The sequence below is a fragment of the Lactobacillus nasalidis genome, assembly GCF_016587775.1.
GTDB classification, from domain to species: Bacteria; Bacillota; Bacilli; order Lactobacillales; family Lactobacillaceae; genus Lactobacillus; species Lactobacillus nasalidis.
This window is the reverse complement of record NZ_BOCG01000629.1, coordinates 1-13,855: the sequence shown is the minus strand read 5'-3', so window position 1 is coordinate 13,855 and position 13,855 is coordinate 1. Positions and strand designations below refer to the sequence as shown.

At 48.2% G+C, this 13,855-nt stretch carries 20 protein-coding genes; 13 read left to right on the top strand and 7 right to left on the bottom strand.

Translation table 11 applies throughout. The features are described 5' to 3' along the window. The 5 genes from lacNas_RS11830 to lacNas_RS11810 all read right to left on the bottom strand — a co-directional run. On the bottom strand, positions 1-181 hold a 181-nt coding region (locus lacNas_RS11830; protein ID WP_201346894.1), incomplete at its 3' end, for an NAD(P)H-dependent oxidoreductase. 32 nt (positions 182-213) lie between these two features. Further along, positions 214-723 carry a MerR family transcriptional regulator gene (locus lacNas_RS11825; RefSeq protein ID WP_201331019.1) on the bottom strand — a complete coding sequence of 170 codons (510 nt, stop codon included), beginning with the start codon at positions 721-723 and terminating at the stop codon, positions 214-216. 34 nt (positions 724-757) lie between these two features. Beyond that, entirely contained in the window at positions 758-1,585 is an 828-nt protein-coding gene (locus lacNas_RS11820; RefSeq protein WP_201331018.1) for an SDR family NAD(P)-dependent oxidoreductase, read from the bottom strand. Positions 1,586-1,613: 28 nt separating this feature from the next. Beyond that, positions 1,614-2,126 carry an SRPBCC family protein gene (locus lacNas_RS11815; protein WP_201331017.1) on the bottom strand — a complete coding sequence of 171 codons (513 nt, stop codon included), beginning with the start codon at positions 2,124-2,126 and terminating at the stop codon, positions 1,614-1,616. Positions 2,127-2,310: 184 nt separating this feature from the next. Beyond that, positions 2,311-2,613, bottom strand: coding sequence for a GNAT family N-acetyltransferase (locus lacNas_RS11810; RefSeq protein WP_244660683.1), 303 nt, complete (start codon positions 2,611-2,613; stop codon positions 2,311-2,313). Here lacNas_RS11810 and lacNas_RS11805 point away from each other — a divergent pair. The 10 genes from lacNas_RS11805 (at position 2,557) to lacNas_RS11760 (ending at position 9,733) form a co-directional block, all read left to right on the top strand. Then, a complete protein-coding gene (locus lacNas_RS11805; protein WP_307865710.1) occupies positions 2,557-3,321 on the top strand; it encodes an ABC transporter ATP-binding protein in 765 nt (254 codons plus the stop codon). The two genes, lacNas_RS11810 and lacNas_RS11805, sit on opposite strands and share 57 nt — an antisense overlap. A gap of 121 nt (positions 3,322-3,442) precedes the next feature. Continuing rightward, a complete protein-coding gene (locus tag lacNas_RS11800) occupies positions 3,443-4,303 on the top strand; it encodes an ABC transporter permease (RefSeq protein ID WP_201331016.1) in 861 nt (286 codons plus the stop codon). Between the two features lie 105 nt (positions 4,304-4,408). Then, on the top strand, positions 4,409-4,927 hold the full coding sequence (locus lacNas_RS11795) for an ADP-ribosyltransferase family protein (protein ID WP_201331015.1): 519 nt from the start codon (positions 4,409-4,411) through the stop codon (positions 4,925-4,927). 33 nt (positions 4,928-4,960) lie between these two features. Further along, on the top strand, positions 4,961-5,155 hold the full coding sequence (locus tag lacNas_RS11790; RefSeq protein WP_201331014.1) for a hypothetical protein: 195 nt from the start codon (positions 4,961-4,963) through the stop codon (positions 5,153-5,155). Continuing rightward, complete coding sequence (locus tag lacNas_RS11785) at positions 5,104-5,649, top strand: phage scaffolding protein (RefSeq protein WP_201331022.1); 546 nt, start codon at positions 5,104-5,106, stop codon at positions 5,647-5,649. The genes lacNas_RS11790 and lacNas_RS11785 overlap by 52 nt, the downstream gene beginning before the upstream one ends. Positions 5,650-5,863: 214 nt before the next feature. After that, on the top strand, positions 5,864-6,292 hold the full coding sequence (locus tag lacNas_RS11780; protein ID WP_201331013.1) for a hypothetical protein: 429 nt from the start codon (positions 5,864-5,866) through the stop codon (positions 6,290-6,292). 12 nt (positions 6,293-6,304) lie between these two features. Next, positions 6,305-6,712 (top strand): arsenate reductase ArsC, encoded by a 408-nt coding sequence (locus tag lacNas_RS11775; RefSeq protein WP_201331012.1) that lies wholly within the window; start codon positions 6,305-6,307, stop codon positions 6,710-6,712. Positions 6,713-6,741: 29 nt separating this feature from the next. Continuing rightward, on the top strand, positions 6,742-7,815 hold the full coding sequence (locus tag lacNas_RS14350; RefSeq protein WP_244660680.1) for a hypothetical protein: 1,074 nt from the start codon (positions 6,742-6,744) through the stop codon (positions 7,813-7,815). A gap of 162 nt (positions 7,816-7,977) precedes the next feature. After that, the gene (locus lacNas_RS11765; RefSeq protein ID WP_201331011.1) at positions 7,978-8,817 is read left to right on the top strand and encodes an aldo/keto reductase; all 840 of its coding nucleotides are present in this window, start codon (positions 7,978-7,980) and stop codon (positions 8,815-8,817) included. Positions 8,818-8,836: 19 nt separating this feature from the next. Beyond that, on the top strand, positions 8,837-9,733 hold the full coding sequence (locus lacNas_RS11760; protein WP_201331010.1) for an alpha/beta hydrolase: 897 nt from the start codon (positions 8,837-8,839) through the stop codon (positions 9,731-9,733). A 76-nt stretch (positions 9,734-9,809) separates the two neighbouring features. Here lacNas_RS11760 and lacNas_RS11755 read toward each other — a convergent pair whose 3' ends face one another. Beyond that, a complete protein-coding gene (locus lacNas_RS11755) occupies positions 9,810-10,955 on the bottom strand; it encodes a lipocalin-like domain-containing protein (protein WP_201331009.1) in 1,146 nt (381 codons plus the stop codon). A 145-nt stretch (positions 10,956-11,100) separates the two neighbouring features. Between lacNas_RS11755 and lacNas_RS11750 the strand changes: the two genes are divergently transcribed. After that, a complete protein-coding gene (locus tag lacNas_RS11750; RefSeq protein WP_201331008.1) occupies positions 11,101-11,655 on the top strand; it encodes a TetR/AcrR family transcriptional regulator in 555 nt (184 codons plus the stop codon). A gap of 23 nt (positions 11,656-11,678) precedes the next feature. After that, a complete protein-coding gene (locus tag lacNas_RS11745) occupies positions 11,679-12,233 on the top strand; it encodes a TetR/AcrR family transcriptional regulator (protein WP_201331007.1) in 555 nt (184 codons plus the stop codon). A gap of 54 nt (positions 12,234-12,287) precedes the next feature. Here the strand turns inward: lacNas_RS11745 and lacNas_RS11740 are convergent, their stop codons facing one another. Further along, the gene (locus lacNas_RS11740; RefSeq protein WP_201331006.1) at positions 12,288-13,085 is read right to left on the bottom strand and encodes a hypothetical protein; all 798 of its coding nucleotides are present in this window, start codon (positions 13,083-13,085) and stop codon (positions 12,288-12,290) included. A gap of 281 nt (positions 13,086-13,366) precedes the next feature. On the opposite strand from lacNas_RS11740, the gene lacNas_RS11735 reads away from it, so the two are divergent. Beyond that, on the top strand, positions 13,367-13,855 hold a 489-nt coding region (locus lacNas_RS11735; RefSeq protein ID WP_201346893.1), incomplete at its 3' end, for an ABC transporter ATP-binding protein.

The window sequence follows — 13,855 nt, the reverse complement described above, 5'->3', positions numbered from 1 at the left end:
CAACCCGGTCGGCCGCTTCCAGCGCCGCCTGTTCAGCGGCCACGTCGATTTTGAAGTCAGGATAGAGTTGATAGAGGTCGCGCACGGTCACGTTGTCAAGGTCCTCGGCTGCTTTGAGCAGCGGGCGGTTGACCTTTGAAGCGCGCGAATGCGGGTGCGCGAAAATGATCAAAGTTTTCATGGAGTTTTTGCCTTCTTTTTTCACGGGGAAATTTAATGGCTGCGGTTCCGGTAGTCCTTGACGCTCTTGAAGCGGGCCAGCTCCTCGCTTTGGCCGGTTTCTTCCAGATACTGGCTGTACTGGTCGGCCAATTCGGGCACGACTTCGTTGCTGCCTGGCGTGAAGTGAATTTTTTCGGTACCTGCTTTAATCGCGGTCTCGAAATACCATTCCTTAAACTTCAGGTAGCACAGGGTATCCTGCAGGTCGCTGATCTGTGTCTCCAGGTCTTTTTCGTGAGCTTTCAAAAGCTGGTAGCGGTCCACAAGAGTGCTGTCGCCTTGCAGGCGCATCTGGATGAAGTCAGCGATATCGGTCACCGGCACGCCGGCGTTTTTCAAGCAGATGATCGTCCGCATCAAGTGAACGTCATTGTCGGAAAAAACGCGCCGGCCGTTTCCGTTGCGCTGGATGAAGGGCAGCAGGCCCTCCTTGTCATAGTAACGAATCGTGTCAATAGAAATTCCTAGTTTTGCCGCAACTTGGCCGATGCTGTAGCTCATCTTTTTCCTCCAATGCTTATCTGTTTTCAGTCACTTACTTGTCATCGGTTGACAGAGAGATGGCGCGATTGCTCTCAATTTCGCCAGCCAGTTTGCGCAGCTTGTCCAGGCTGCCGTTGTAGGCAAATTCGCCAAGCGGCAGGTGGTCTGGCATCTTGTCGCTGTTGACTGCGTCGATGATTGCCTGGGCAATCAAAGCTGGATCCCCAGGGGCATTGTCAACCGCCTGGTCGGTCGTGGCAACCATGTTCTTGAACTTGGCATAGTCAGCGATTTCCGGCACTTTCTTTTCAGATGAAGAGCCGGCCCAGTTGGTCCGCGCGCCGCTCGGTTCAACCGTCAGTACCTTGATGCCAAGGTCGGCTACTTCCTGGCGCAGGGCATCTGAATAGCCTTCAACCGCAAACTTGGCGGCACTGTAGTAGCCCATGGTTGGCAGAGTAGTCAGACCCAGAGCCGATGAAATATTGACAATTATACCACTCTTGTTGGCCCGGAACTGCGGCAGCAAGGCCTCCGTCATTTCAGCCAGGCCAAAGAAGTCGACTTCAAACATGTAGCGTACTTCCTTTAGGTCGCTTTCCTCGATCGTTGAGAAGTAGCCGAGTCCTGCATTGTTGACCAGAACATCGATTTTTGACGAAAAGGCCAGGGCTTCTGCGGCTGCCCGCTTGACCGCTTGCGGATCGGAAACGTCAACGATGATTTTTTTGATTTGCCCATGGTCGTACTGGTCAAGGTAGTCAAGATCAGCTTCCTTGCGGGCGGTGGCGATGACGTTGACGCCTTCTTCCTGGGCCAGCTTGCTTGCCAGGGCCTTGCCAAAACCGCTTGAAGTACCAGTAATCATCCAAGTTTTCATTGATAATTTGCCTCCGTGTCTGTAATCGTTAATATTGTTCTCTAGCTGCGGTTACCAAGCCGTCAAGCCAAGCCTGGTGGCCGTTAAGCATTGGGTTTGGCACAGTCCCGGCCAGTTCAGCGGCTGACTTGCCCAGCTGAGATTCCTGGGTCAAAAGCCGCACGCGGTTGTTAGGCAGCTGTTCGATCAAGAAAGCGTGGTAAACGTCGATTGAAGAATCTTCATCCCCGTCGTTCCAGCCATGCCAGGCGATTCTGGCTACTGGACTGTCAGCCGTCGGGCTGACCAGTTCCATGACCTGGGCATCGATCGGGAAGCCGAAAGTATCAAAGTGGAAACGTTCGCCGTAGTGAAGCTCGCTGTTTTCGCCGTTGGTAAGTTCAATGTTAGCGGCGTTGTCATAGTACTTTTCCCATTCAGCGGTATCAATAAGATAGTGCCAGATGTCAAAGACAGTCAGATCTTTAGCAATAACCTCATTAGAAACAAAATTGTCAGTCGTTCCAGGCAAAAAACGGCTTGGAAAGCTAATTGAATGCATGTGTAATTCCTTCTTTCGTTAACTTGATAGTAATTACTCTAAAACCTGGAGCTAGCTCAAGGTCAAGCATTTTTTGGAATATTTTTTCGGGAATTGCACTGACTCCGCTGCCAAGGGCACTTGAATAAGCAAAAACGACCGCGTGGGCACTTGCTCCACGGGTCGTTTTAAGCAGTTTTAGTGACTACAGAATGTATTCCATCGTAGTTTCCTTGACCTTGAGGCCGTTTTTCTCATAGAAGCGAATGGCGGAATCGTTGCCGGCCCAGACGTTCAAGGTCACTTCATAGCACCCCAGGCGCTTGGCTTCCTGTTTGACGAAATCCAGCAAAGCCCGGCCGACGCCTTGGGAGCGGCGGGAAGTGTCAACACACAGGTCATCGATAAAGAGTGACTTGAACTGCACCATGTTTGTAGAAAACGGCTGCTCTTGAAGTTGGGTGAACACATAGCCAAGCACGTCGTCATCAACGATGTTTCTTTTCAAGTTCGCGAAGGAGAGCTCTTTGCTTTTCTTGGTCCGAATGGTGCCGGAAAATCTACGACGGTTGACTGTCTGTCGACCTTAACAAAATTTGACTCTGGCCAGATCAAAATAGCCGGTCTGGACGTACAGACTGATACACAGGGCATCAAGCAGAAGATCGGAATCGTCTTTCAAGAGGGACTTTTGGATAAAAGACTTACGGTCGGTGAAAACTTGACCTTAAGAGCTGGCTTTTACTATCACAGCAAGACCCAAGTAAAAGAGGCCGTTAACCGGGCAGCTGAGTACACCGAAATCAAGGAGCTGCTGAAGCGGCCATACGGAAAGCTGTCCGGAGGGCAGAGGAGGCGGGCTGATATTGCCAGAAGCCTGTTAAACACTCCGAAGATTCTCTTCTTAGACGAACCAACGACGGGGCTTGACCCGCAAACGCGGCAGCATATTTGGAAGACGATCCGCCGTTTGCAAGCAGAGCAGGGGATGACCATCTTTTTGACCACGCACTATATGGAGGAAGCGTCGGTTGCTGACTATGTGGTGATTCTGGACCACGGCAGCATCGTTGCCGAAGGCAGTCCGACCAGCCTTAAAGAACGCTACAGTTATGACAGGCTGAAATTGTATCCAAAAGCCAGCAATTGGAGATCATGCTGGCAAAAATGGACCTTCATTGGCGGAAAGAGGCTGACCTTTACGAGCTTGAATTGAAGAATACCCTGGACTCGATTGCCATTGTAGAAAAGCTCCGCGATTACTTGCAAAGTTTTGAAGTTCAGCATGGGACAATGGATGACGTGTTCCTGAACATTACAGGAAGGAGGCTGCGGGAATGAAGACGATGATCAGGAGAAACCTCAAAATATATTTTCGGGACAAGACTTCAGTGTTTTTTTCCATGCTGAGCGTAATCATTATTTTCGCTTTGTATATCTTTTTCATTGGGGATTCGATCAGCAGCGAATTGAAGTTCCTGCCGCATCCCAACCGGCTAATGCGGGCCTGGATGCTGGCGGGAATGCTGGCTTCAGCGTCGATCACCACCAGCTTGGGGGCCTACGGAGTGATGATCAGCGACCGGGAGAACAAGACCATTAAAGACTTCTACACCTCACCGGTGAGCAGAAGACAGATCGCGGGCGGCTATATCGCTACCAGTTTCATCATCAGCATCATTATGTCTATTTTTACGCTGCTTTTTGGAGAAATCTACCTCGGTTTAGCCGGCGGAGCCGTCTTGGACCCAGTGACTTTACTTGAGTTGTTTGGTGTAATAGTCTTGTCAGCCTTCGCTTCCTCGGCAATAGCTTCCTTCATTATTTCTTTTTTGAGAAGCAACAGTGCCTTTTCAGCTGCAAGTACGATCGTCGGAACTTTGATCGGCTTCCAGGTCGGCGCCTACATTCCAATTGGCAACTTGCCAAAGGACGTTCAGTGGCTTGTCAAATATTTCCCTTGCGCGCACTCGGCCGTCTTGTACCGGCAGCTTTTGATGAAGCAGGCCATCAAGGAAAATTTCGCCAATCAGCCAGCGGGAGTATTGAAAGAACTAAAGGAAATTCTGGGAGTAGTCTTTGTTTACGACAACAAAACCGCGTCTGTCTGGGTATCAGTAGTGGCTCTGCTGGTTACTGGACTGGTCTTTTATTTATTAGCGGTTCTGGTTCTGACTCGAAAGGAAAAAGAAATATAGGTATCATTTAACATAATCAATATTATGAAAAGCTGTGTACATGGTACATGGCTTTTTAGATTAAAGCCTTTTCACAGAATGTTATTAGAGATATGATCAACTGCCATGAAGGCCAGCGTTGGTGCTTCTGCCAGCTTAACGTCTAGTGGCTTTGCTTCTGGGTCTGCTCCAGGAAGTGGAGTAGCAACTGAGGAATCAGACTTAACGCTTGAGGAGAGAAGAGCGGTGACCGATTATGTATCTCCTGCTGCTTATGTCTTGAACGATAATCTAAGAAATGGTTATCCGTTGACTGAACAACAGCAGACGATAGTTGACAATTTAGATAAAGCGTTAGACAAATTTCCGTTATACACTGATGCAGAGCCATTGAATAGGTCTCTTCTTTTCATGTACCAGGAAGATGCAGAAAAATTCGTTAGTGATGCCCTTGAAAAAGGTTATATCCAAGAGAAGAGCTATGCATCATCAACGCAACACGGTGTTTATAATTCAGAAGATAATGTTAGAATGGTGATTAGAAGAGTCACTCTGGAAGACAACTTAACGGCTTTTCTCTTGATACAGAAAATGAAGTACTTTTTAAGAGAAACACCAAGTTTATTGTTACTGATGCATACGTGAAAGATGGAAAACGATACATTGAGGTAGTTGAAGATGGAGACCAATAAAACTAGTGATGAAGGAAAGACACCAATAACTTTAGAAAATTTGCATGAGGTATTTTCTAGTGGGCCTTCGGACGAATGGGAAAAGAGCAGAAAGTTTCTAAAGCAGAAGATCGCAGAAAGTGAAAAGTTCTGGGCAGAAAGAGAAAAAGAAAGCAGAAAAAACGAAGATACAAGCGATTAGCGAAGCTGAACGGCCATGACATTGAGAAGGCCAAGGGTAGCTTTGAAACCTTGAAGGCTGAGAACGAAGCCTTGAAGAAGCAGACTGTTGATTATGAAGCGTCACTCAAGAGCTTCAAGAAGGCTGCCCAGGACAACGAAGAGCTGACAGCCCAGATTGAAGAGCTGCAGAACCAGAGCAAGGAGCAGAAAGATGAGTTTGAAGCTACTGTGTACGGGCTCAAGCTCAACTCTGCTGTCAAGGACGCTCTGACCAATGCTCACGTTCGCAATGCTAAAGCGGGCAAGGGCCTGCTGGACATGGACAAGGTTGACTTTGACAAGGACGGCAATCTGCCTGGCCTCGATGATCAGTTAACTGCCACCCGTGAAAGTGATGGCTACCTTTATGATGAAGGTGACAAGCCAAACTATGATCCTGCTAATGGCCAACCAGCTAAAGCGGACCCAGTGCAATGCATGGTTGACGTGTTTAAAGGAGTGACTGATAACTAATGCCGACTGTTAACTACACAGTCGCTTATCAACAATCAATTGAATAAGCGTACTACCCAATGCCGCTGTACAGTGCTGACTTACGAAAAAATAATTTTAACGCAATTCTGTTTAACTATTACACACAGTACAAAACAGTTAAATTGTAGAGGCAAGCAGTTTATAATATAATCTATAAGCAATCGGTTACAACTTGGCTGGAAAGGAAATTTGTATGTTAGAGAACGAAGCTTTGTTTGACAGGGTAGAGACAGAACTTAAAAAACGTGGCTCGATTCAGAACTTTGAAGAAAAATACGGCAAAATTACGGGCCGAATGATGATCACGGAAACCGACATCCCTAATGAACTAGGCATCCACATCGATGACCCGGATGTCCACTCGTTCAAAGCGACATTTGACTTCTACAATACCGCAATTGGGCTTGCGCTCAATGTTAAGACCAGAGAAGCTGCAACTAAATTCTGGCTGACTCCGCAAGACGACAGAAATGACGTTCCAATGGACAGCTGGTTTGAATTTTTTGCCATGATCTTGATGGAGGCTTTAGATGAAGGTATGGGCAGCATCCCAACTTTTTCCTTCGTCAACGATTCCAGCGACCTTACCATCAGCGGACTTGGTCTGCTCAAGCAAAAATAACAGGAGAACACCATGACCAAAGCAAAAGTAGCCTTTATCTGCACCCATAATTCCTGCCGCAGTCAGATTGCTGAGGCCTTAGGGAGAAAACTGGCCGGGGATGTTTTTGAATCCTACTCAGCCGGTACTGACTTAAAAGACCAGATCAATCCCGATGCGGTTCGCCTGCTGGAAGAGCATTACGGCATCGATATGCTGGCTAACGGTCAAAAAACAAAAACTCTTGCTGACTTGCCAGCCGTCGATTACGTCGTGACCATGGGCTGCGGAGTTCACTGCCCATACTTGCCTGCTAAAAAGCGGGTAGACTGGGGATTAGAAGATCCAACAGGCCTAGATGATGATAGCTTCATGCAGGTAATTAAAGAAATCGAAGATAAGGTCCTTGAGTTGAAGCAGGAGGTGAATGGACTATGGTAACTCCAATTTACTGAACTGAGGTAACCAGGATGACTAGCCCAAAAGACAGCCCAGTCAGCCGGATTGAAGCTGGCGAAAACTGGCAAATAAAGAACGAAAGAGAACTTTTAACCGTCAATAGCAGGCAGATTATTTATACTGACCTGCAAAATGAGGTATTAAGTGTTACAATTCCTTGCGATAGTTCGGATCTGGCCAATTTTTGCCTAAGGGACATCAGCAATCGCAATACAGCCGCTCCCTTGCTAATAATCTGCTACGACAAAGAGCCTGGTATCCCTGCCACACTGCCGCTCTATTTTGCCTACGATCCAGATTTGACAAGTAAAGTTGTCGAGTTGGTCAATTACTTGACAAAAAAGCTGGCTCTCAAATCCACCTTCGATGAACGGGAAAAAGAATTGACCACTAAACGCGAATATGAGCGCCTTTATGGTCCTTTCAGATATAACTTGGGGCAATTGGATTTGTTCGATGGCAACCACTACAGAATGCGGTACATTCCATCTGTTGAATTAAGAGGGAGCGAATGTACAAAGGACTGGTACCTGCTGCAGCCGGAAATGGATGTCTTTTTTAAAGAGGATGCAGGTCGTCTTGTGGCTACTTGTCAAGGACAGACCCTGGGCTGCCTGCCAAACCCACGCATCGCTAATTTGATTAGGAAGGCTAGAGCAAACCCTGAGCAAAAGCCTGCCGCTTTTATCAAATCCATCGATGAAAAGAGGCAGGTCATTCAGCTGAGTCTGGCCATCTACCAGGAAATGACCCCATCCGTTTTAGCTGATCTGCCGCATGTTGAAAGTTGGCTCTTGGAGACAGATGGTGAAGATTTCTTTGGCGAGAGTCGGCAAAAGCACCTTGAGCAGGTCGAAGTAGGGCAGGCCTTGTCTCTTACGCTGAATCCCCCAAATAAACAAATCGTTGTCTGCACTATGGGCGGCAATGAACTGGGCTGCTTGAACGAGCAGGATACCGCCCTAGCCATGCGCTGCAACAAAAAGCTGCAGATTTTTAGTGAGATCTGCCAACTGGACTACCAGCACGATATTCGCTGCAAGGTCAGAATCTTGTTCATCGATCCAAAAAGCCAAGAAAACTAAAGTTCAAAAAGCCACTGAAGCAAGTAATAGCTCCAGTGGCTTTTTTCTATAGCAGGGATGCATAGCAACATGTTTAGCAAGCATTATCTTTCATTGCGGCAAGCTAGTATTATAAAAGCATCAAGAAAAAACAAACAACTAGTTCCTGAAAGGAAGACAAAAATGGAATACTTAGAATTAAACAACGGTTTGAAAATGCCTATGGCTGGTATCGGCACCTTTATGCTTTCATCCCACGACGCAGAAAACTCTGTCGCTAGTGCGCTGGAAAGCGGCATTCGCCTGATTGACACCGCCAACGCTTATGCCAATGAATCTGCTACTGGCAGAGGCATCAAGAAGAGCGGCGTGGCTCGTGAAGACATCTTCCTGGTTTCCAAGCTTTGGCCAACCGTTTACGAAAAGGAAACTGCCGTAGACGAAATGCTGAACCGCCTGCAAACTGACTACGTGGACCTGCTTTTCCTGCACCAGCCGACTGACAACTGGCGTGAAGGCTACAAGAACATCGAAAAGGCCGTTAAGGAAGGCAAGGCCAAGGCAATCGGTCTGTCCAACTTCCCGCAGGAACTGATCCAGGAAGCCATTGACACCATGGAAATCAAGCCTCAAGTCGTTCAAGTCGAAGCTCACCCATACTACCCGCAAACCGAACTCAAGAAGTTCCTGGCCAAGTACGACATGGGCTTGATGGCTTGGTACCCGCTGGGCCACGGCGACAAGACCTTGATCAACCAGCCGGTCTTCTCAGAATTGGGCAAAAAGTACGGCAAGTCCAACGCGCAAATCATCCTGCGCTGGCACATCCAAAACGGTGACGTGGTCATCCCTGGTTCCAAGAATCCAGACCATATCCGTGACAACTTCAACATCTTTGACTTCTCACTGACTGATTCTGAAATGGCTGAAATTGCCAAGCTCGACAAGGGGACCCCTTACTACACCGCTACCCCGGAAACCTTGGCAAGATACGCATCAACCCCACTTGGTGAAGATTTATAATAAACGAGGTTAACACAATATGAATACGCAAAAAGTAGTTTTCTTGAACAAAAAGCTTGGCACCCGCATGGCAGGCTTGCTCAGAATTCCCACTGACTTCAATCTCAGCCGCAACTATCCGGCTATCGTAGTTACCGGTCCAATGCTGTCAATCAAGGAACAAGCCCAATCAGTCTATGCAGAGCGTTTGACTGAAGCTGGCTACGTAACCCTGGTCTTTGACGGCACCACTACTGGCGAAAGCGAAGGGCAACCGCGCGGTCTTGAGCTGCCAGACATGAAAGAAGACGACATTGAAAGTGCCGTTGACTACCTTGAAAGCCTTCCTTACGTTGACAAGGACCGTATCGGCGGGTTAGGCATCTGCGGTTCCGGTTCATACATGTCCGTTGCCGGCGTAAAAGACGCCCGCTTGAAGGCAATCACGGCAATCGTGCCAGCCATCTCCGACATTTCCAAGTCACCAATGATGGGCTTCTTCAAGCCAGAAGAAGAAGTTATCGCGGCTAAGAAGGCATATGAAGAAGGCAAGGGCGACCTGCAATACCTGAACTTCATGCCACGCAACTTTGATGAAGGCGCAGCTTACTACTACACCTCAAGAGGCAACAGACGCGGCTACTCAAGCCTGGTTGTTTCCTGGAGCCAGCTGGAACTCCAGCTGGAACTTGTTAAATACAATGTTCCGGAAATTATGAAGGACATGACCAAGCCTTACCTGGTCGTCACTGCAGAAAATGCCTGGTCCAAGCCGGCTTCCGAGGAAGTTTTCAACGCTGTGCCAGAAGGTGACAAGACCATGGTGGTTATTCCTGAAGCTGGTCACTTTGACATGTACGACCTGGACCCGTACGTCGCTGAAGCCTTTACGAGCATTCTGCCATTCTTCAAGAGAACTTTGGGCACTGTTGAATAAAACAATAAATTCTGCCATTATACGAAAACAAGCGAAACCCTGCGTTAAGCAAGGAGTTTCGCTTGTTTTTTATTTTTTAAAAAAGGTGAGCTCGGGGATCATCAAGCCCAGTATTGTTGAATTCGTACAAAAACGGCCCGGTAGTTGTTTCGCTCACGCCGTCTCTGCTGATCGTTAGTCGGCTGTCGGCCAGATAACGGGTATAAGCTGGGCGGATATGCAGCTGATCAAACATGGCCTTGCCCTTAGCGGTTTGCTGCTTGTAAAAGTCGATCACAGTAATTTCTCTTGGATTGGAAATTTCGTATTCCACTTGCAGGCTGTCTTGCTTAAAGCTATAAACTATTTGCTTGGGATACCGTTTGCCAGTGGCTTCTTGCACGTAGCTGTCTTCGACTTTGACCTGTACGCCATCGGCGGTCGAGTTTTCCAAAATCCGTCTGCCTTGGTCGTCGTCGATGGTAAAAAGCGGAATCTGGGTAAATCCGTACCGCTCTGCCGTTACCATGTCATAGAGCATGACCCCATACTTTCCGATGTTCTGCCGGCCCCAGAGCCAGTGGTGAAAGAGCGTCAAGGCGTTGGCGTTCTGCCACTGGTGATTGTAGTAGGCTGATCCGGAGACCTGCTTGCTTTCTCCGTTGAAAGTCACCGTCCCGGTCACCTTGAGCTTGGTGATGCAGATGAAGGTAGCATATGTTTGATCTTCGTCACCAAAAGCAATGTATCCTGTTCCCGGCCGGAAGGGCTTTGTAACAGCCTCAAAATGCAGATCTACGGCGCTGTCGTGGCGCGTTGAGGTCTTGCCTTCCAGGACAACAGGGCGGTCTTGTTCCGGCTCAACATGGATGTCGTAGGTCTTCCAAGCTTCCTTGCTCTTCAGGGTTGACGGGCCATACTTCAAGTCGCAGGCCTTGGTCGACATTTCAACATCTTTGACGTCGTAGTCGCGGAAGTCAACCGAAGTTTTGCCGGAAGCATCCGTATAGTTGAGAGCCACGTTGGGATTGTCGCCAGCCAGGTTGTCGCGCTCATGTGATTTCGGTCTGAAGCCGAGCACCAGCGTCGTTCCGTCCTCAAAAGAGCAGTCAAAATACCATACTTCGCCATGCCCGGTTTCATCAGTATCTCTTCGGCCGTCCTCCCAGGCTTCCAGCTTGTCAGGATTGATGCCGAAGCGCTGATAGTCTGCCGGTTGGTTCATTAAACGACTTTTAGCCATTTTATTGCCTCCGTTTGTTTTTGCATTATGTGTTACATACCTTACAAATGCTATAATATAAGCATGTAAGCCTAACATCAACGGACAGTTTTTGTAGTTGTGTTACTTATGTAATGAATCATTGGAATTGCAGGTTTTATTGAAGATGGATTTACGAGTAGAACGAACGCTGCGGGCCATACAAGACAGTTTTATCGACTTGGTTTTAGAAACAGGTTTCGAAAAAGTAACGGTTCGCGGCCTGGCCCGAAGAGCCCAGATCAATCCGAAAACTTTTTACGATCACTACGCGGACAAGTACGACTTGGTCAATCAGCTGGCCCAGGAATTCGTCGACAGATACCAGCAGATGCTGCAGGTCCGCTTCGAAGGCGTCAAAATGCTGGGAACAGGACTGACACTGACTCCAGCGCCGGAAAACATCATCTGCGAACTGGTGGCCCAGCCGGTGATGAAACGTCTCTGGCTGGCCTTAAGCAGTATCAATTTCGCCGGCTTTGATTTCGAAACCCGGGTCTCCCAGGCTCTGGCTGAATACCTCCAGGCTGCCGGAATTACTAGCGATCCGCTGGAATTGGACGTGATCAGCACTTGCGCCTGCAAGACCATGAATTATTACTTCCAGACTGGCGAGCGCTTTTCAGCTGAAAGACAGAAAAAATTAGTGATGCTGCTTGACGCCTTGCTGGCCCAAAGCTGAGCATCAAGCAAGGGACACGAAACATGACAACAGAAGAAAAAATTTGCCAAGCTCTGCTTGCGGAAATGGAACATGAGAACGTTGCTACCATTAAAGTAAAGGATCTGATCAAAAGGGCCGGCATCAGCCGCAGCACCTTTTACAATCACTACAGCAGCGTGCAAGACGTTATGGAAGATTTGGAAATGCGGCTCTTTTCCGACATCCCCGCAAACTCGGGGACCATTGAGGAATACCTAAAGGACCGCAAGCAGCTCCATGAATTGATCTTGGTCAAGTTTGCCTATATCAAGGCGCACCTGCGGGAATTCCAGGCCTTGACCGGCCCAAATGGCGACCCATATTTTCAGTACCACCTGGGCCGCTTCTTTTTGCCGGAGCTGCAGCAGTTTGAAAACAGGGGAGAGTCCGTCCAGCTGACCCTGGCCAACGAAGGGCTCAACGGGGCCAGAATGAGCATCATCAGCTGGTGGATCCGGCATCCCAATCAAATCAGCTTAGAGGAGCTGGCAGACTTTCTGACGGATTTTTTGACCAGCTACATCATATTCATAAAAAACAAACGGTCTCAGCCTTAATATGGCTGAGACCGTTTTGTGTTTGATTGACAGGTCGTTGTTTTTATTTAGTTGTTAGCAGGTGAAAGTGCCAGCCTGAAGCTTGATCAATTCGCCGACTTCCAAGGCAAAGTGAATCGTGTGCCCGTCAGCAACTTCTTTAGGCGCGTCTTTCGGACAAAAGAAGGTTGAAATCAGCTTGAAGCCATCTGCTTCGGGTTTGAATTCATGAATCGCGCCAACGTGAATGTTTTCGCCGGTTGACTTAAGGTGGGTTTCACCAGCTAAAATCGCCGGGTAGTCAGCATGCCGATCAAACGGAATATATTCCGGAACGCTGCCATCGGTGCTGCCGACTCCATAGCTCAAAGTTGGTTCCCCGAAAGCGCCGAAGGTTTCCAAGATATTCTGGCCTTCCGTGATACTGCCTTGAACGCCCCAGTGCTCTGGCATGATTTGAAATGGTGTGGCACCGTTTTGTGAAACCGCCATCTTGGCCTGCAACTGTCTTAAGTCAACCCCTTTGACATCAAAAGCGGTAACGCCGAGCCAGCAGCCTTGTTCTTCAATCGGCCGCTTGTTCCACTCATGCCAGCGGCGGTCTGAATCAGCCAGGACATCCTTCAAGAGTCCAATGGTCTGGTCATAGCCCAGCTCTTCATGAGTTTTGGCAACCAGCTTCAGCAATTCCGGAGCCGGCAGCCAGTTCAAGTCAGTTTCGCTGTATTCACGGCCGTCAGCATCTTTCAATTCAATGCCCAGGCGCTTAAATTCATGAGCCACGTGCAGGGCGCGTTCGTACTTGAGCCGCATGATCTGGCTGTCAGTGTAGGGAACACCGTTTAAAGTCATTTTCATTGAAAATTCTGTCATATTGTATTTCCTCGCTTTCTGCCACCTGCTTCTAGCAGATATGGCTGATGGTTAAATACTAACTTTAAAGCAAATCAGCTGCTTGACAGAAGGCGGAGTTTGTCAAACCCCCTGGGCACTTTTTTAAAAATGTCCAGAAAATTATTGTGCCGCTTGAATTTGGCTTTGAGCGGTTATTTGTGTCAATAATTTGGCAAAAATGCTATTGACCTTTTAGCAAAGGTTCAGTATTATTTAGTGTATCACAACAGTAATACACTGATACTATTTAGGGGGTAACTATGGAAAAAGTGATGACCGTCAACCAAGTAACGAAAACATACGGTAAAAAAGGAGAGAAGCAGTTCCAAGCTTTGAAGGGAGTCTCCCTCAGCGTGGCCAAGGGTGAGTTCGTCGCCATCATGGGGACTTCTGGGTCCGGTAAGACGACGCTTTTGAACATCATGTCTACCTTGGACAAAGCGACCAGCGGGGATGTTTCGATCAACGGCAAAGATATCGCCAAGCTGAAGAAGAACCAGATGGCCGACTTCAGAGCCAAAGAAATCGGCTTTATCTTCCAGGACTTCAACCTCTTGGACAATCTGACCGCCCGGGAAAACATCGCACTGCCTTTGTCTTTGCAAGGAGTTAAGAGCACAGAGATCGACGACAAGGTCGACAAGATCGCGGCTAAGCTCAACATCAGCGAAGTTTTGGAAAAGTATCCAGCGGCTATTTCCGGCGGGCAAAAGCAAAGAGTTGCCGCTGCCAGAGCCTTGGTTCATGAG